This is a genomic window from Natronorubrum sulfidifaciens JCM 14089 (genome assembly GCF_000337735.1).
Classification (GTDB): Archaea; Halobacteriota; Halobacteria; order Halobacteriales; family Natrialbaceae; genus Natronorubrum; species Natronorubrum sulfidifaciens.
In genome coordinates, this window is the sequence record NZ_AOHX01000025.1 from 48097 (window position 1) to 65520 (window position 17424).

Sequence of the window (17424 nt, forward strand, 5' to 3'; positions counted from 1 at the left end):
ATCTTACCTCACCACAGTTAGATGTCGATCCACTCGGCTTCGGGCGCGTGTTCTTTGATGAACTGCTTGCGTGGCTCGACGGCGTCGCCCATCAGCACGGAGAACATCTTGTCGGCCGCAGCCGCATCCTCGATCGTGATCTGTTTGAGGATGCGGTTGTCGGGGTTCATCGTCGTCTCCCAGAGCTGTTCGGGGTTCATCTCCCCGAGCCCCTTGAATCGCTGGACGCGAGTCGGGTTCCCGTCACACTTCTGTTCGATGATCTCGTCGCGTTCGGCTTCGGTCATTGCGTCGTACGTTTCGCCGCGGTAGCGAACCCGGTACAGCGGTGGCTGGGTCGCATAGACGTACCCGCCCTCGAGCAGCGGGCGCATGTGTCGGTAGAAAAACGTCAACAGCAGCGTCCGGATGTGTGCGCCGTCGACGTCGGCGTCCGTCGCCATGATGATCTTCTTGTAGCGGACGTCCTCAACGTCGAACTCGTCGCCGATCCCCGCACCGATCGCGGTGATCATGTTCCGAATTTCGTCGTTCTCGAGAATGCGATCGAGTCGGTGTTTCTCGACGTTCAAAATCTTCCCTTTGATCGGGAGCACGGCCTGAAACTCGGGGTTTCGGGCCTGTTTGGCGCTGCCACCTGCGGAGTCACCCTCTGCGATGAACAGTTCGGCCTTTTCGGGGTCTTTGGTCTGACAGTCCGCGAGTTTGCCGGGCAGCGAGGTCGACTCGAGGGCGGACTTGCGGCGTGTCAGTTCCTCGGCCTTCTGGGCGGCCTTGCGCGCTTTGGCGGCCTCGACGGCCTTGGTGATGATCGCTTCGGCGGTGTCGGGGTGTTCCTCGAAGTAGGTGCCGAGTCCTTCGTGCATCGCGCTCTCGACGATTCCCCGAACCTCGGAGTTGCCGAGTTTCGTCTTCGTCTGGCCCTCGAACTGCGGATCGGGGTGTTTGATCGAGATAACTGCAGTGAGTCCCTCCCGGATGTCCTCGCCTTTGAGGTTCTCCTCGAGGTCGCCGAGCAGGTCGTTCTCGCCGGCGTAGTCGTTGACCGTCCGCGTGAGCGCGGTCTTGAAGCCGGTGAGGTGGCTGCCACCCTCGCGCGTGTTGATGTTGTTCGCGAAGGCGTGAATCGAGCCCTGGAGCTCTTCTGTGGCCTGCATCGCCACCTCGACTTCGATGTTCTGGTCGTCGTCCTCGAAGTAGATGACGTCCTCGTGCATCGCCGAGCGCGTCTCGTTCAGGTACTCGACGAACTCACGGATGCCACCCTCGTACTCGTAGGTTTCCTCGGTCGGGCCGTCCTCGGCGCGTTCATCACGCAGCGTGATGCGAACGCCAGAGTTGAGGAATGCCAGCTCTCGAAGCCGATTCGAGAGCGTCGAGAAGGTGAAGTCACCGGTCTCGAAGATGTCGATGTCGGGCCAGAACCGGATCGTCGTTCCCGTCCCCTCGTCCGGGTCCATATCGCGAACCCGCTCCATATCGCCGACAGGTTCGCCCGACTCGAAGGCGTGTTCGAAGACGCCGCCGTCGCGTTTGACCTCGACCTCGAGTCGACTCGAGAGGGCGTTGACGACCGAGACGCCGACGCCGTGGAGGCCACCGGAGACCTGGTAGGACTTGTTGTCGAACTTCCCGCCAGCGTGGAGAACAGTAAGAATCACCTCAAGCGCCGGGCGGTCGTATTCGTCGTGTGTATCGACGGGGATACCACGGCCGTCGTCTGCGACGCTCACCGAGCCGTCGTCGTGGATGGAGACGGTGATGTCGTCGCAGTGGCCAGCCAGTGCCTCGTCGATCGAGTTGTCCACCACTTCGTAGACCAGATGGTGGAGCCCTCGAGAATCGGTAGAGCCGATGTACATCGCCGGTCGCTTTCGCACAGCCTCCAGGCCTTCTAAGACCTGAATCTGTCCGGCGCCGTACTCGCTTTCCTGGGACATGTAAAACCTGCTTTCGGGTAGTGGTCCCCACCTAATAAAAGTCACGTGTACGCGCTCGCGCGCGAAGCCACCACAAGACAGGTGCAGTCGCTGCTTGTCGGCTCTCGGGGCGGGTATCCGGTCGTGAAGGGAGGGTCGACCTCTTTATACCCCGGTGTTTCCGGTAGATGTGTGGTTTCACGGCGCTCACTCGGCTCGAGTCACACCCGTCTGGAGCGCTCGGCGACTGATCGCGGGCCCGTGATCGCGCTCAAAAAGCCGTGTCAGTACCCGGGGTGCCGTTGACGGTCTTCGGTCCTGTAGGGGAGACGAAATGCAACCGCTGTATCTGGCCGTCGGGTTCGTCGTGCTCGTCGCCGTGGTCGTCGACATCCTCTGGACGACACTCTGGGTCGACGGCGGGGCTGGTCCGCTTTCCGGACGGCTGACGACTTGGACCTGGCGTGGCCTGCGGACGGCGAGCAACGACCACCCGCGCGCGCTGAGTCTCGCCGGGCCGCTGATCCTCGCGTTCACGCTTGCGATGTGGATCGCACTGCTGTGGCTCGGCTGGACGATGCTTTTCGCTGGCGACGAGACGGCCCTCGTCAGCGCCCATACCGGCGCGCAAGCCGACTGGGCTGGCCGCTTCTACTACGTCGCCTACACGATGTTCACGAACGGAAACGGCGATTACACACCGACGACGAGCGGCTGGGAGCTCGCCAGTTCGTTCACGACCGCGACTGGAATGGCCTTCGTCACGTTGGGCGTCTCCTACATCCTCACCGTCCTCGGCGCAGTGTCACAAAAGCGCTCGTTCGCCAGCGACGTCACTGGGCTGGGCGAACGCAGTGAAGCGTTCGTGCGCGCGGGCTGGACCGCTGAAGACGAGTTTCGCGGCCTCGAGCGCCCACTCGAGTCACTCGCGACGCAGCTGTCTCTGCTCGCAGACCAGCACAAGGCCTACCCGGTTCTCCACTACTACCACAGCGAACGGGCCTCTCGAGCGTCGTCGATGGCCGTTCCCGTCTTCGACGAGGCGCTGACGTCCATTCGTCACGGCGTCTCGGACGATGCACAGCTCAACCCAACGCTGGTCGAAGACGCTCGCTCGAGCGTCGACAGCTATCTCGACACGCTCGAGACGGCGTTCATCGAGCCTGCCGACGAGATCCCACCGCGACCGGAACTCGGCCGACTCCGGGACGACGACATCCCAACCGTTCAGGACGACGCGTTCGCTGACGAGATTACGGCACTGTCCGACCGTCGCCGGAAGCTACTGGGTGTTGCACGGGCCGATGCGAGACACTGGCCGCCGCTCGAGGAGTGAGAACGTCGGTTGGAGTCTGTTCCGGCGTGGCAACGGTGTGGTGCCAGTATGCCGTTGGAATCGGCATCGTGAGAGCCGTTCACAGCTGCCTCAAGCCGTCGATTCACTTTCACTCCGGTAACACACACCTTTTAGCCCCGCCGCTAGTATGGGGGGACAATGACGTCGTTTCAGTCGACACTCGAGGACGAGGTGGGGATCGCCGAGGAGCTGGCCGAGAGCCAGCAGGCGATTTCGATCGCCGAGTTCTTCGAGAAGAACAAGCATATGCTCGGCTTCGACAGCGGCGCTCGAGGTCTCGTCACGGCTGTCAAGGAAGCCGTTGACAACGCCCTAGACGCCGCTGAAGAATCCGGGATTGCCCCGGATATCTACGTCGAAATCGAAGAGGTCGGCGACTACTACCGGCTGATCGTCGAGGACAACGGCCCGGGCCTGACAAAAGACTCTCTCCCCAAAGTCTTCGGGAAACTGCTCTACGGCTCTCGATTTCACGCGCGCGAACAGTCTCGTGGCCAGCAGGGGATCGGAATCTCCGCTGCCGTGCTGTACGCCCAGTTGACGAGCGGGAAACCCGCCAAAATCACCAGTCGAACCCAGGGTGCAAGCGAAGCCCAGTACTTCGAACTCATCGTCGACACCGACGAGAACGAACCCGAGATCAGCGTCGAGGAGACGACCTCGTGGGATCGGCCCCACGGCACGCGCATCGAACTCGAGATGGAGGCGAACATGCGTGCCCGCGGACAGCTTCACGACTACATCAAACACACCGCGGTCGTCAATCCCCACGCCCGCCTCGAGTTGCGCGAACCGAAGAACCACTTCAAGTTCGAACGGGCGACGGACCAACTCCCCGAAGAGACCGAAGAGATCCGCCCACATCCTCACGGCGTCGAACTCGGCACCGTCATGAAGATGCTGTCGGCGACGGATTCACAGACGGTTTCTGGGTTCCTCCAGGAGGAGTTCACCCGCGTCGGCAAGAAGACTGCCGAGTCGATCATCGACGAGTTCCGCGACCGCTACTACGGGCGCGAGATGCGCTGGCGACCACCTACGACGGGCGAGGACATCGACCTCGGAGCTGCGGTGTCGGCGGCGACGGCGAACAAGGGAGCCGATGCGACGGCTGCCTTCGCCGACGCCATTGCCGACGCGGTCGCCGACCACGACCGAATCGCCCACCACGAACTCGTCGACGCTGTCGACGTGGCCGCCGCCGACGCCGAAGCCGATTACGGAACGACGTTCGGCGACACCGTCCGCGAAAACGCCGTCGAGGCCGTCTGGCTCGAGATCATCGACGCCGCAGACGACACGGAAGCAGACAGCAAGTCCGATGGGACGGCAGCCTCACGGCTCGTCGCTGAGCTGTACACTCTCGCCGATGAGGCGACGAGCACCCGAAAGGACGACGAGATTATCCACGCCTTCGCCGAGCGCCTCGCAGCCACGTTCGACGACGAGTCCGAGGCCGACAACGTCCGCCACCGACTCACCCGGACGCAACTCCGCGAGTTCGTCGACCGTGCTGCGGAACTGACCGAGGAGTACGACGACGTCTCCTTTGGAGAGACAGCACGTGAGAACGTCACTGACGCCGTTTGGGACGTTATGGCGACGGTTCCCGACGACCCGCCACTGGTTCGCGAACTCGACAGCGACCGGGATGCCGCCAGCAACCTCGTCGACGGGATGCGTGCGGCCGACATCATGGCCCCACCGACGCGATGTCTCTCGCCGATCACGGAGGAGTTGATCACGGCTGGTCTGAAAAAGGAGTTCGACGCCGACTTCTATGCCTCTGCGACTCGAGACGCCGACGTTCACGGCGGCGATCCGTTCATCGTCGAGGCCGGCATCGCCTACGGCGGCGAGATCCAAGCCGAGGGCAGTGCCGACGTCATGCGGTTTGCAAACCGCGTTCCACTGGTCTACCAGCGCGGCGCGTGTGCGACGACGGACGTGGTCAAATCGATCGGCTGGCGCAACTACGGCCTCGACCAGCCCGGTGGCTCCGGGCTGCCGAACGGCCCTGCGGTGATCATGATCCACGTCGCCTCGACGAACGTCCCCTTCACGAGCGAGTCGAAAGACGCCGTCGCAAACGTGCCGGCGATCGAAGACGAGATCGAACTCGCGATCCGTGAAGCCGCCCGCGAACTCAAAAGCTATCTCAACAAGCGCCGCTCGATGCAACAGCGCCGGAAGAAACAGAACGTCCTTGGGAAGATCCTCCCCGAGATGGCCGCCAAAGTCGCCGAGGTGACCGACCGCGAGGAGCCCGATATCAACGACGCCGTCGCACGCATCATGAACAACGTGCTCGTCGAACGCAGCGTCAAAGAAAACGGCGACGGGCAGGCCGTCTCAGTCACCGTCGAGAACAACTCGAACACGGCCGAATCGCTCGAGATCACCGACATCGTCACCGCCGAACCGACGAACCTCTCCGAGGACGCCACCGTCGTCGAGATGGACGGCGAGTGGTTCGTCAAGTGGGACATCGACGTCTCGAGCGACGACGAGGCCGCCCTCGAGTATGTGGTTCCCGATGATGCGGCGTTCGATCTGGACGTCAAGGGCGTCGAAAGCGAGAAACTCACGGTGTCAGCATGAGCGTGCGACCGAGTGCTCTGACAGAACGAAGTGACTTTACGGTGATACAATGAGCGCAGACAACGACCAACAGGCACGAGAACAGTTGATCGACCTCGCGGCACAGTTTTACGACCAGTTCGAACTGGGCGAGATCCCCCACATGTCCGTCCCGACGCGGACGAAAAACAACATCGAGTACGACGAAGACAAAGGCGTCTGGGTGTACGGCGACCGAGAGTCAACACGCTCTGCGAACTCCGTTCGTGGTGCGCGAAAGCTGCTGAAGGCCGTCTACACGATTGAGTTTCTGGCGAACCAACTCGAGGAAGACCGCTCCTCGACCCTGCGTGAGTTGTACTACCTTTCTGAAAGCTGGGACAACAACGAGGCGCAGTTTTCCGATCAGGACGAGTCCAACGGCCTGATCGAGGATCTGGAGATCGTTTCGGGTGTGACCCGCGAGGACTTCCACATGCGCCCGGAGGAGTCGGGCGCAACGATCATGGGGCCGCTGCACCTGCGCGAACAGACCCGCCGCGGCGAACGCGATATCCACTGTCAGGAAGACGTCGGCGAAGGTGGCTACCAGATTCCGAACAACCCCGACACGATCGAGTTTCTCGACTGCGATGCCGACTTCATCCTCGCCGTCGAGACCGGTGGGATGCGGGACCGACTCGTCGAGAACGGCTTCGACGACGAGTACAACGCCCTTATTGTCCACCTCAAGGGCCAGCCCGCACGGGCGACTCGACGGATCATCAAGCGACTCCACGACGAACTCGACCTCCCGGTGACGGTCTTCGCCGACGGCGACCCGTGGTCGTACCGAATCTACGGCTCGGTCGCTTACGGCTCTATCAAGTCGGCCCACCTCTCGGAGTATCTCGCGACGCCGGCTGCCCAGTACATCGGCATCCAGCCGGCCGACATCGTCGAGTACGATCTGCCGACCGACCCGCTCAGCGACTCGGACATCAACGCCTTAGAGAGCGAACTCGAGGACCCGCGCTTCCAGACCGACTACTGGGAAGAACAGATCGAACTCCAACTCGAGATCGGCAAGAAGTCCGAACAGCAGTCGCTCGCGGCTCGGGGACTTGATTTCGTGACGGAGACGTATCTCCCCGAGCGTCTCAGCGAGATGGGCGTTATCTAAACGCACCTTGAGCCACGTTCGAACCGAGCAGCAACGCCCGTGACAGACCGTTTTCAGCGCTTGACGATCGTAGAGAGTCGGGAAGCGACAGCTGTGTGGACGGGAAGGCGACAGAAAGCAGGTAATTCGCAGTTGTGTTATCCGATGAAGCCGAGCCGAAGCGCAGCCCCCATCGCACCGAAGATGAGGACGAACACGAGGCTGACGACGTAGTAGATGTGCCAGGCTCGAGACGGGCGGAACGGCTCGGGTAGGTGTTTCTCGACGACGTACCAGTTGGCCGGGTAGAAGAAAATCTCCGTAACGGCGAGGATGGCGGCGACGTAGAGCAACAGCGTCACGGGGACGTCCCCGAGTGCGAGCACCATCACGCTGCTGACGGCGACGACGCCGGCGACGACGAGCTTTCGGATGCGCTCGCTGTCGATGCTCTCGTCCTCGAGCGCCATCGGGAGGATGTCACCGGTCGCACGTGCGGCCCCGTCGAGAAGCGTGATAACCGTCGAGTAGAGGGCTGCGAACGCGCCGATCAGCATGGCGTAGTACGACCATTCGCCGAAGGAGTCGCTCAGGATGTTGCCGATCGCGAACGCGAGGTTGGCGTCCGTCGGCGGGTTCGGATAGAGGACGTTCGTCGCGAGAATAACCATCGCGGCGATCAGGACGAAGCTGAACACGTAGCCGACGTTGAAGTCACGGCGGCCGGTTTTGATCCATGCGCGGATGTAGTCGTGGTGGGCCGGATTGTTCGGATCGAGCCCCTTCTGTCGCAGTTCACCAGCCCCTTCGCCTTTGGCCATACTCCAGCTTCCGATCAGGATACTCGTACTGAAGCCGGTCGGTGCGAACCCGGCGGCCGCGGCAAACAGCGCGACGAAGGCGGGTCCGGTGAGGTCGGGGATCGCGAACGTCGTTTCGGCGATCCGTTCGGGTGATGGCGGCCCGACGAGGGCACCGAGCATGACGAGCACACCGACGGCGACCGTAAAGCCGATCAACGCCTTCTCGAGGACGGAGTAGCGCGACGTGATCACGAGCACGCCGGCAGCGCCGACGAAGAGGACGTACGCCCACGCTGCGGTGAGCCAGCCGGGAGTCAACGCGGCGATGAACGCGGCCGTGCTCATGCCGACGCTAGCCGTAATGAACGTGTACATGACGGTGAAGACGAGGATTGTCACCCAGAGCGCCCAGTTTTTCGGCCCGGGGAGATCACCGTAGGCTTCGATCGGGTTCGCCCCGACGCCGTAGTTATACCGAATGCCCAGTTCCCAGGCACCATACTTGACGACGTAGATGAGGCCGAACATCCAGATTGCGACGAGTCCGAACGTCCCACCGAGCGTCGGGGCGAGAACGATGTGACTCCCGCCGATGCTGATCAGCGCCCAGAGCATCGACGGTCCGAAGTGGTTTTTAAAGAAGCCAGCCCACCCAGCGGACGGGTAGGTAAGCTCAGGTTGGGAGGCTTCGACCTCGGTTTCGGTTTCACCAGCCATGTGTCTCACCTGTTCGTGGAGTTGCGGCGACGGACGGCACGTGGCCACCCACCCGTGTCTCCCTCAAACGTGAAGATATGTCAACAGTAAGCATGGAGAGTATGAGTGACTAGGCGATCCGTGACTTATGTCCATGGATTCGTCCCCCGATGAACAGTGCTTGCCGTTACTGTTCGCCGAGCACCACTGGAACTGCGCGGTTTGCGACGTCGACGACGAACGCGTCCGCGTCGGTCTCGAGCGCCTCGAACGTGTCGTAGTGGATCGGCAACACGAGCTCGGGGCGAATTCGTTCCGCGAGCGCGGCGGCCTCGTGGCGATCCATCGTAAACGCGCCGCCGATCGGCGGGAGAAACAGGTCGATATCCAGGTCGTCGTGGAGTGGGAGGACATCGGTGTCGCCGGGCCAGAACGCCGAGACGCCGTCGATGGTGACGGCAAAGCCACAGCCCTCGCCTTCGGGATGATACGGGTCGCCGTGTTCGTCGACGTGTGGGCCCGCAGGATCGTTGTACGCGGGCGTGGTGAACAGATCCAGCGGGCCGAGGACGAACGATTCGTCCGCACGGACGCGCTCGACCACGTAGGGCAGGTCCTCGGGCTGTTCGTCGACCCGGTCGATCTCGCTGGCGTCGATCGATTCGTGGACGACGACGATCGCGTCCTCGTGAGCCACCCGACGAATGCCGTCGGGATCGTAGTGATCGTCGTGAGACACCAACACGAGATCGCCGTCGCGGGCGTTGTACTCCTCGAGCACCCCGTATCGACCGGGGTCCATGTAGATGACAGCACCCGTTTCGCCCTCGAGGCGAACGGTCGCGTAGCCGAGCCAGTCGACGGTCACTGCACCGAAACGGACGGTCATACTGGGTCGTACACTCGAGCGACTCGAAAAAGGTTCGGCTCGCAGCGTGTGTATCGCCGCTTACGGCCGGCGGATCGAGTGCGAAAGCGTGCCGACGCCCTCGATTTCGATCTCGACCTCGTCGCCATCGGACAGTGGACCGACGCCTTCCGGTGTTCCGGTCGCGATCACGTCACCCGGCTCTAAGGTCATGTAGGCCGTGATCTCGGCGATCAGTTCCGGAATGGGGAAGATGAGCTGCTCGCGCGAGCCGTCCTGTTTCAACTCGCCATTGACACGGGACTGCACCGATGCGTCGGCCGGCACCTCATCGGGCGTTGCGAGCAGTGGGCCAAGCGGTGCAGCGCCGTCGAACGCCTTCCCGCGAATCCAGTTCTGTTCTTTCTCCTGATCGTCGCGGTTCGAGATGTCGTTGACACAGGTAAAGCCCTCGACGACGTCCATCGCCTCGGAGACGGGGACGTGACGGCATTGCTCGCCGATAACGACGCCCAGTTCGGCCTCGTAGTCGATGCGCTCTTTCCCGGCCGGCGCGGTGACGGTGTCGTCGTGGCTCGCGATCGTGTTCGGCGGCTTCAGAAAGATCAGCGGGCGATCCGGAACGTCGGAGCCCATCTCATCGGCGTGGTCGGCGTAGTTACGGCCGATACAGACGATCTTCGACGGCTCACACGGTGCGAGCACGTCGATCTCATCGGACTCGAGTGCATACTTTTGGTTCCCGAAGTGAACGTGACCGTTCTCGAACTCGCCGCGGCGGACAGCACCAGCCGGATCACGGAATCGAACGTATTTCATGCGGGATGGGTCGTGGCGTGTGGTCAAAAGGATTGAGATGGCGGCGGCACTCGCGCTGTCTGTCCCGTGGGTACGTAAGCAGTGCTGGCCCTACGTCACCGGGCACCGAGACGGCGTCGACTCGAGTGGATGTGACAGGAACGCAAGTACGTCAGTAACTGCCACGACGGACGCAGAACGGAACGCTTTTTACTAGGCCGGCGCAATCGACTAATGCGTTCGAAGGATGCGCCGGAAACCCGGTGCGAGAACGCGATGAACGCTCCGTTGGTGTAGTCCGGCCAATCATTTCGGCCTTTCGAGCCGATGACCAGGGTTCAAATCCCTGACGGAGCACTTTTCAACTTACGCTACTCTCCCTGAGTGGTACGACCGTTGGATACGCGCCGACCCGGGTTTGAGCGTCGATCAGACTCGAGGGGCGTCGACTCGGTCGCTCGAGTGGAGACAGTGTGTGCCGACAGCTTACGTGCTGGCTTCGGGAGCCAACGCCTCGTCGAGACGCGTGCAGCCGTCGGGACCGAAAATCGATAGCTGCTGTGCTGGGAGTGCAACGGCGACCGCATCGCCGACGGTGGGTGGACTCGCGGGTTGCTCGACGACGAGGTCGTTTGCGGCGTCGACGCTGATCGTCACGTCGTAGCGTTTTCCGAGGTCCGTAACGCGTGTCACCGTTCCCGCCAGTGAGAGCGGTGTGTCGGCACTGTCAGGCGGTCGTATCGAGAGTGCTGTCGGTCGAACGTGACACGTCACGGTGGTTCCAGTCGGCAACTCGGTCTGTGTGTCGGTCAGCACGAGCTGTTGCTCACCAAGCGAAACCGTGAGTGGCTGTTGGTCGGTGATCGGTCCCGAAACAGTGTTCGAACGGCCGAGAAATGACGCCACGAACGCCGTCGGTGGGGATTCATACAGTGACCGTGGCTCCCCGGAGCCCGATACGGTGCCCTCGTTCATCACGACGAGTCGATCAGCGAGCGCCATCGCCTCGTCCTGATCGTGTGTGACAAACAGCGTTGTGACACCGGTTTCCCGCTGAATGCGAGCGATCTCGTCACGCAACCGTTCGCGCAGCGTCCGATCGAGTGCCGACAACGGTTCGTCGAGCAACAACACGTCAGGCTGGGGTGCTAACGCTCGAGCGAGTTCGACTCGGCGTTGTTGGCCGCCGCTGAGTTCGGCTGGATACGCTGCTCGCTGATCGGACAGATCGACCAGCTCGAGATACTCGCTGACGAGTTCCGTTCGCCGTTCGGAGTCGATGTTCCGTGCTGTAAGCCCGTAGGCGACGTTGTCGCTGACTGTCATATGCGGATACAGCGTCGATTGCTGAAAGACGACGCTGATGTGGCGAGATTCGGGGGGCGTGTCGGTGACGTCTGCGCCACGGAGAGCCACCTGCCCCGACGTTGGGTGGATGTGGCCAGCGATCGCCTGCACGATCGTCGTCTTCCCACACCCACTCGGCCCGAGCAGCGCGACTAGCTCGCCTTCCTCAACGCCGAACGAGACGTCGTCGACCGCCAGTTCGCTCCCGTAGCGATGGGTGAGCGAGTCGAGTTCGAGCATCATTTGTCGATCACCGTTGGCACGCGCCCGAATCGCTGGACGGCTGCGAGAACGACGAGCGTGATCCCAAGCAGAGCCACCGCAAGCGGGACGATCGCATCGATTCCGCCGGCGATGAAGTCGACCCAGATCCGCGTCGGCATCGTTCGTGGGTTGTATGCGACCATCATCGTCGCGCCGAACTCCCCGATCGCTCGAGCGAACGTCAAGCTGATTCCCGCGAGAATCGCCCCGCGAGCTAACGGCAGTGAGACGTTCCAAAACGTCGAGAGCGGGCCGTAGCCAAGCGACCGTGAGGCCTGTTCTAACCGTTCGTCAACCGCGCCAAAGCCTGCTCGAGCGGTAATGATGACGAACGGCGCAGCGACGAACGTCTGTGCGAGGATAACACCGAGCAGACTGTCCGTAAGCGGGAGGCCAACGGCGGCAGCGGCCGCACCGATCGGGGTGAACCGTCCAACGGCCGAGATGAGCATTGCGCCACCGACGACGGGTGGGATAATGAGCGGGAGGATCACCAGCGCTTCGACGAGTCGCTTCCCGGGAAACGACCGTCGGGCGAGGACGTACGCGAGCGGAACCCCGAGGACGGTCGCAATCGCAGTCGATACTGGTGCGGTGAGCAGCGAGTTGCGAATCGCGCCTTGGGCGGCCGGCGTGGACAACGCCGCGACGATGTTCGTCGTTCCCGTTCGTGAGAGAAACGTAACGAACGGGAGCGCAAAATACACGAGGATGAGTCCACCAAGGAGCGCCGGGATCAGTAGTTCCGTACTCCGTTTCGAGTGGCGAGATTGCAGTCCAGTGCCGAGGCTCATACGTCGACCGCCTCCGGCAGAGTCCCCGTTGGACGGGGGAGACTGTCCCCAACGGTCAACCCGGCGTCGACGAGCAACTCAGGAGTGTCGATGAGAAACTGAACGAGTTGGTGCCCGGCATCGGGGGCGTCAGCCTCGTCGTTGACCGTCGCGTTGTACAGGATCGGGCGGCCGACTGCAGTGTATCCCTCCTCATCCGTCGTAAACTCGGCCGTCGCATACTGATCGGCCAGTTCGGGGGTTGCGAAGTTGTATGCCTCGGGGAACTCGACGAACGGCATCCCGTGATCGACCGCCATATTGTGATAGACAATCGCTGCGGCCCGTGACCCGCTTTCGACTCCCGCCATCATCTGTGGCTCGTCCGGTTCCTCATGAACGAGCGCCAACAGGTCGTCGCGAAAGCCCTCGAGGCCGTATTCGCGTTCGGCAAGTTCGAACGCCTGCACAGCGCGATAGCCGAGTGGATCGAGGTCTGGATCACCGATCGAGAGGTCGCCCTCGTCGGTGTCCAGTGCGATTTCATACCACGGCTCGCCGTCCTCGAGTCGCTGCCCAAACCGGGTGTTTTCGTTGTAGCCGATCCCGAGGCTGTTGGCGGCAAATTCGACGTCCCAGTCGGTGAACTCGCCGTACAGTCGGTCACGGAGAAGTGTTGCGTCGGCACTGACGATGACATCTGGATGTTTGGTTCGGTCTTCGACCATCCGCATCACCGCATTTGCGCCGTAGTACTCTCCACGAACCTCGATTCCGGTCTCCGCTTCGAACGCCGGCCCGATGTGATACTCGAACGTGTGAGCGAGGCTTCCGGCGGACAGCACACTCACTGTGCTGGTGTCGGCTCCGAGACAGCCAGCGATACCCAACCCGATGACGCTGCTCGAGGTCGTAAGCACCGTCCGGCGATGCACACGGTCTCGAGCGTGATCGCCAGTGTGGTTCATGTTCACTTGTTTATCCTCGCCCCACATATAACCATTCCAAGTTTCTATACGGAAAATTAGTAACCGATTTTGGTTTCCAGCTATGTCGGTTCGGCGACGAAACGGACGCATGGTGAGCACCGTAAACGAGACTCGTTACCCACGTGCGTCTCGGCTGATACGGGACTGCGACACTCCGACTGATCGACCACGGCGTCGTGCAGACGCTAAGTTCGTTGTCCTTTGATACGAACTGCGGTCGGTACGGCCCCATCGACTCCGCCATCCCGTACTCGAGACCCCAGTTCGTCTCAGTGGACAGACTGCTGTTGCCAGTCCGAAACGACGACAGCGGTGATGCCAACCGACGTCGCTGGCCGGTCACACGCGTCGATCCGACTCGAGGTGGATCGCTCGTGCTGCGGTCGCTTTGAACGAAGCAGTGATCGGCTGGTCGGTCTCGAGCCCCAGCCGGGTTGCGCTGGCGTTCGTGATGAGCGCCTGCAGGGGACTGTCCGTGCCAAGTTGGATCGTCACTCTGGTGATCGCATCGCCTGATTCGATGGCCGTGACGGGACCCGTGAATTGGTTGCGAAGGCTGGTATCGTCCGCTTGAGGTGTTTCGTCCGGGTCGGTCAGGACGACCGCATCCGAACGGACCGTAACTTGAACCGCGTGGGCATCGTCGGGAACGAGCGCCAGTATCGAGCCGATGGCCGTCTCGACAGTCGCGAGTTCGCCCGTTCGCTCCCGAACGGTGCCTGGAAAGACGGACTCCGTGACTCGAGCGACACCGTCGAGTTCGGCCTCGTGGCGGTCGAACTGCCGGCGTAGCTCGTTGGCTGTCTCCGTAAGCACTGTGCCACCGCCGCCGCTCCCGCCCCGTTTCCGTTCCGTGATGGGGCCAACTGCATCCTCGATTTCGACGACACGGTTTTGCAGGCGGGCATACGACCGACCCAGCCGGTCGGCTGCCTTGTGCATCGAGCCGTGCTGGTCGATCGCGTCGAGCATTTCGATATCGCGGCGATCGATCGTCACCTCGTCGACCGCGAGCTTCGTACTGTATTCTTTTTCGATCGTCATTCTCAGTAGATCAACTCTCCGTCGATAAATTTCTGCGCACGGTCGTCTGACGGGCGTTCGAACACCGTTTCGGTGGGGCCGACCTCGATAATCTCGGTCCCGAGGAGGACCGCAACCCGATCCGCGATACGCTCTGCCTGATGCATATCGTGGGTTGCGATGGCGACGCCGATGCCTCGATCCCGTGCCTCGAGGACGGCATCCTCGAGGACGGCCGTGTTCCGCGGATCGAGATCCGAGGTCGGTTCGTCGAGCAAGAGCACGTCGGGATCGTACGCGAGTGCGCGGGCGAAGGCGACCCGCTGGGCCTCGCCGCCGGAAAGCGAGGTCGCCTCCTGGTCGGCTTTCTCGCCCAAGCCGACGCTCTCGAGGGCGTCGACCACATCACTGGTGGCGTTTGCTCGCCCGACGAGACTGGCGAGTTCGTGGCGAAGCCGGTCGGGCCACGACTGGCGAACTCGCACCCCGTACTCGGCGTTGCGCCGCACGCTCGCATCGAAGAGACTCGCGTCCTGAAAGACCATGCCGATCCGTCGTCGACACTCGAGTCGGCGCTGTTCGGACGCCTGCCAGATGTCGACGCCACCGTGGGTTATCGTGCCCTGGTCGGGCGCATCGAAGAGTGCAAGCAGTCGCAACAGGGTCGACTTGCCGACGCCGGAGGGACCGATGATCGCGACGACTTCGCCGGCCGACACCGACAGCGAGAGGCCCTCGAAAACGGGTTCATCGCCGTAGCTGTGGTGGATGTCGATCGCCTCGAGCGTCGTCGCTGCCCCCCGCACATCGGTCGGTTTGAGCGTCATCGGTAGCCTCCGTCGTCGCTTCCCAGTCGAACCACGATTGCGTTGACGAGCAAGACGAGGACGACGAGGATCGCGCCGAGGATCATCGCTGTCTCGTACTGACCCTGTCGGGCCTCGAGTTGGATGGCCGTCGTCAGCGTTCGTGTCTTCGACGTGCCGTCCGAGCTGGCGATGTTGCCGCCGACGATGAGGACGGAGCCGACCTCGCTGATCGCCCGGCCAAAACCGGCGAGCACTGCCGTTGCGATGCCGTATCGGGCCTCTTTGATCGTGACGAGCGCCACGTCGAGGCGCGTCCCGCCCATCGCGTACGCCGCATCGCGAACGTTCTGCTCGACGCTACTCACCGCAGCGAGGCTGACGCCGGTGATAACTGGGGCCGCGAGGATGAACTGTGACATGATCATCGCCTCGGGCGTGAACACGAGCTCGAGCGAGCCAAGCGGCCCCTGATTGGACACCGCAAACAACACGATGAGTCCGACGACGACGCTTGGAAAGCCCATCCCGGTGTTGATGATCGACGTGAGCAACGCCTTTCCGCGAAACTCTTTGAATCCGACGAGCAGTGCAATCGGGAGGCTACACAGCGTACTCAGCGTGACGGCGACGAGACTCACATAGAGTGAGACATAGATGATACTCCGGATGTAGTTCCACTCGAAGGGGAACTCACCCACGAACGCGGTGGTAATATCAACTATCATATCAACCATCCGCTATCGGTTCGGGAGCGTTCTCGGAGTCGTCGTTCGCCAGACAACCAGACAGAACTGTAGTCGCAGCGCCAACGCCCCCGAGGCCCGTATGACGTTGTATCCCCATGGATATATCGCTGTTCGAAGAACGTATAGAGGTTTCGGCTTTCACAACTTCGGACAGTCGACTCGATCAACCACAAACGCGCGTGGTCGTCCGTCGTCGCGACCAGTCGACGCTACGAGTTTCCGCCGTCGTCGCTTGCACTCCAGCCTTCGGGCACGTACTGCTGGAAGTTCGGGGCTTCCGAAAGCGCTTCCGGGAAGAACAGTTGTTCGTCTTCGGTGGTGTAGTTCTCGATGATCTCCTGACCCTCGGGTCCCGTGATGTACCCGATGTACGCCAGCGCGAGATCGTAGTTGACGTGGTCGTGCGCGTCCGGATTGACAGCGACGATGCCGTACGGGTTCATCAGACTTTCCGGACCGTCTTCGACAGGCCCCTGAACGAGAATCTCGAGGGTGATGTTCCCGTGCATCGAGAGATACGTCCCGCGGTCGGACAGCGTGTACGCGTCGAGTTCGCTGGCCCGGTTGAGCGCTTCGCCCATCCCACCGCCGACGTCTACGTACCACTCACCGTGGGTTTCGGAGTCGATTCCTGCGTCTGCCCAGAGTTCCAGTTCTTTCGTATGCGTCCCCGAGTTGTCGCCGCGAGAGACGAACGTCGATTCCGAATCTGCGATCGCGTTCAGTGCCTCGCTCGCGTCGTCGCTACTCGCGATCGATGCCGGATCGTCCGGGCCGCCGACGATGACGAAGTCATTGAACATGAGGTCGCGCCGGTTGATACCGTAGCCGTCCTCGATGAACTCGTCCTCGAGCGATCGAGCGTGGACCATCACCACGTCCGAGTCGCCGCTTCGCGCGGTCTCGAGGGCAGCACCGGTCCCCTGTGCAACGGTGTCGACAGTCACGCCGTACCGGTCTTCGAACGGTGCGTTGAGTTCGTCGAGCAGGCCGGTGTCCTCGGTGCTCGTCGTCGTCGTGAGCGTCAGCGTTTCGCCGCTGATTTCGGGACCGCCATCGTCGCCATCGTCGCCGCTGAGTGCCGTACAGCCGGCCAAGCCGACCGCGGCACCGCTTCCGATCGCCGCGATGAACTCTCGTCGTTGTATCGTCATAGATACCACGTCAAACGCGGGATGGATATAGATTTGGGTAGTCGAGTAACCGAAATCAGTTATAGAACGTTGCACACTGAATCGACTTCGTACGACTGTACCCGTTTTTTCAGCACGGCTGGCACAGCAGTGATACCGGAATCAGGTACATAACCAA

General features: G+C 62.0%; 14 protein-coding genes and 1 tRNA gene. 4 read left to right on the forward strand and 11 right to left on the reverse strand.

The window, feature by feature from the left end:
• Positions 1-17: 17 nt before the first annotated feature.
• Positions 18-1940 carry a DNA topoisomerase (ATP-hydrolyzing) subunit B gene (gene gyrB, locus C495_RS01410; RefSeq protein ID WP_008159319.1) on the reverse strand — a complete coding sequence of 641 codons (1923 nt, stop codon included), beginning with the start codon at positions 1938-1940 and terminating at the stop codon, positions 18-20.
• A 313-nt stretch (positions 1941-2253) separates the two neighbouring features.
• Between gyrB and C495_RS01415 the strand changes: the two genes are divergently transcribed.
• The 3 genes from C495_RS01415 (at position 2254) to C495_RS01425 (ending at position 7018) form a co-directional block, all read left to right on the forward strand.
• Positions 2254-3255, forward strand: a complete 1002-nt coding sequence (locus C495_RS01415) for a potassium channel family protein (RefSeq protein WP_008159321.1) — start codon at positions 2254-2256, stop codon at positions 3253-3255.
• Positions 3256-3414: 159 nt separating this feature from the next.
• On the forward strand, positions 3415-5877 hold the full coding sequence (locus tag C495_RS01420; protein ID WP_008159323.1) for a DNA topoisomerase VI subunit B: 2463 nt from the start codon (positions 3415-3417) through the stop codon (positions 5875-5877).
• Positions 5878-5926: 49 nt separating this feature from the next.
• Complete coding sequence (locus C495_RS01425; protein WP_008159325.1) at positions 5927-7018, forward strand: DNA topoisomerase IV subunit A; 1092 nt, start codon at positions 5927-5929, stop codon at positions 7016-7018.
• 137 nt (positions 7019-7155) lie between these two features.
• Here the strand turns inward: C495_RS01425 and C495_RS01430 are convergent, their stop codons facing one another.
• From C495_RS01430 to C495_RS01440, 3 genes are all read right to left on the reverse strand, one after another.
• Entirely contained in the window at positions 7156-8517 is a 1362-nt protein-coding gene (locus C495_RS01430) for an Nramp family divalent metal transporter (protein WP_008159327.1), read from the reverse strand.
• Between the two features lie 166 nt (positions 8518-8683).
• Complete coding sequence (locus tag C495_RS01435) at positions 8684-9385, reverse strand: MBL fold metallo-hydrolase (protein ID WP_008159329.1); 702 nt, start codon at positions 9383-9385, stop codon at positions 8684-8686.
• Between the two features lie 60 nt (positions 9386-9445).
• Positions 9446-10183, reverse strand: a complete 738-nt coding sequence (locus C495_RS01440) for a fumarylacetoacetate hydrolase family protein (protein ID WP_008159331.1) — start codon at positions 10181-10183, stop codon at positions 9446-9448.
• Between the two features lie 261 nt (positions 10184-10444).
• Here C495_RS01440 and C495_RS01445 point away from each other — a divergent pair.
• Positions 10445-10519 (forward strand) — tRNA-Glu (locus C495_RS01445).
• A 129-nt stretch (positions 10520-10648) separates the two neighbouring features.
• Here C495_RS01445 and C495_RS01450 read toward each other — a convergent pair.
• From C495_RS01450 to C495_RS01480, 7 genes are all read right to left on the reverse strand, one after another.
• Positions 10649-11752, reverse strand: a complete 1104-nt coding sequence (locus C495_RS01450) for an ABC transporter ATP-binding protein (RefSeq protein WP_008159333.1) — start codon at positions 11750-11752, stop codon at positions 10649-10651.
• Entirely contained in the window at positions 11749-12567 is an 819-nt protein-coding gene (locus C495_RS01455) for an ABC transporter permease (protein WP_008159335.1), read from the reverse strand. Before C495_RS01455 ends, C495_RS01450 begins: the two co-directional genes overlap by 4 nt.
• Positions 12564-13514, reverse strand: a complete 951-nt coding sequence (locus C495_RS01460) for an extracellular solute-binding protein (protein ID WP_049890113.1) — start codon at positions 13512-13514, stop codon at positions 12564-12566. Before C495_RS01460 ends, C495_RS01455 begins: the two co-directional genes overlap by 4 nt.
• Positions 13515-13874: 360 nt before the next feature.
• On the reverse strand, positions 13875-14579 hold the full coding sequence (locus C495_RS01465) for a TOBE domain-containing protein (protein WP_008159340.1): 705 nt from the start codon (positions 14577-14579) through the stop codon (positions 13875-13877).
• A 2-nt stretch (positions 14580-14581) separates the two neighbouring features.
• Positions 14582-15385, reverse strand: coding sequence for an amino acid ABC transporter ATP-binding protein (locus C495_RS01470; protein ID WP_008159342.1), 804 nt, complete (start codon positions 15383-15385; stop codon positions 14582-14584).
• A complete protein-coding gene (locus C495_RS01475; RefSeq protein ID WP_008159344.1) occupies positions 15382-16101 on the reverse strand; it encodes an ABC transporter permease in 720 nt (239 codons plus the stop codon). Before C495_RS01475 ends, C495_RS01470 begins: the two co-directional genes overlap by 4 nt.
• Before the next feature lie 221 nt (positions 16102-16322).
• Entirely contained in the window at positions 16323-17267 is a 945-nt protein-coding gene (locus tag C495_RS01480; protein WP_008159347.1) for a substrate-binding domain-containing protein, read from the reverse strand.
• Positions 17268-17424 lie beyond the last annotated feature (157 nt).

Coding starts and splice junctions, on each gene's coding strand:
- gyrB (WP_008159319.1), bottom strand. CDS start 1,940: ATGTCCCAGGAAAGCGAGTACGGCGCCGGACAGATTCAGGTCTTAGAA.
- C495_RS01415 (WP_008159321.1), top strand. CDS start 2,254: ATGCAACCGCTGTATCTGGCCGTCGGGTTCGTCGTGCTCGTCGCCGTG.
- C495_RS01420 (WP_008159323.1), top strand. CDS start 3,415: ATGACGTCGTTTCAGTCGACACTCGAGGACGAGGTGGGGATCGCCGAG.
- C495_RS01425 (WP_008159325.1), top strand. CDS start 5,927: ATGAGCGCAGACAACGACCAACAGGCACGAGAACAGTTGATCGACCTC.
- C495_RS01430 (WP_008159327.1), bottom strand. CDS start 8,517: ATGGCTGGTGAAACCGAAACCGAGGTCGAAGCCTCCCAACCTGAGCTT.
- C495_RS01435 (WP_008159329.1), bottom strand. CDS start 9,385: ATGACCGTCCGTTTCGGTGCAGTGACCGTCGACTGGCTCGGCTACGCG.
- C495_RS01440 (WP_008159331.1), bottom strand. CDS start 10,183: ATGAAATACGTTCGATTCCGTGATCCGGCTGGTGCTGTCCGCCGCGGC.
- C495_RS01450 (WP_008159333.1), bottom strand. CDS start 11,752: ATGATGCTCGAACTCGACTCGCTCACCCATCGCTACGGGAGCGAACTG.
- C495_RS01455 (WP_008159335.1), bottom strand. CDS start 12,567: ATGAGCCTCGGCACTGGACTGCAATCTCGCCACTCGAAACGGAGTACG.
- C495_RS01460 (WP_049890113.1), bottom strand. CDS start 13,514: ATGAACCACACTGGCGATCACGCTCGAGACCGTGTGCATCGCCGGACG.
- C495_RS01465 (WP_008159340.1), bottom strand. CDS start 14,579: ATGACGATCGAAAAAGAATACAGTACGAAGCTCGCGGTCGACGAGGTG.
- C495_RS01470 (WP_008159342.1), bottom strand. CDS start 15,385: ATGACGCTCAAACCGACCGATGTGCGGGGGGCAGCGACGACGCTCGAG.
- C495_RS01475 (WP_008159344.1), bottom strand. CDS start 16,101: ATGGTTGATATGATAGTTGATATTACCACCGCGTTCGTGGGTGAGTTC.
- C495_RS01480 (WP_008159347.1), bottom strand. CDS start 17,267: ATGACGATACAACGACGAGAGTTCATCGCGGCGATCGGAAGCGGTGCC.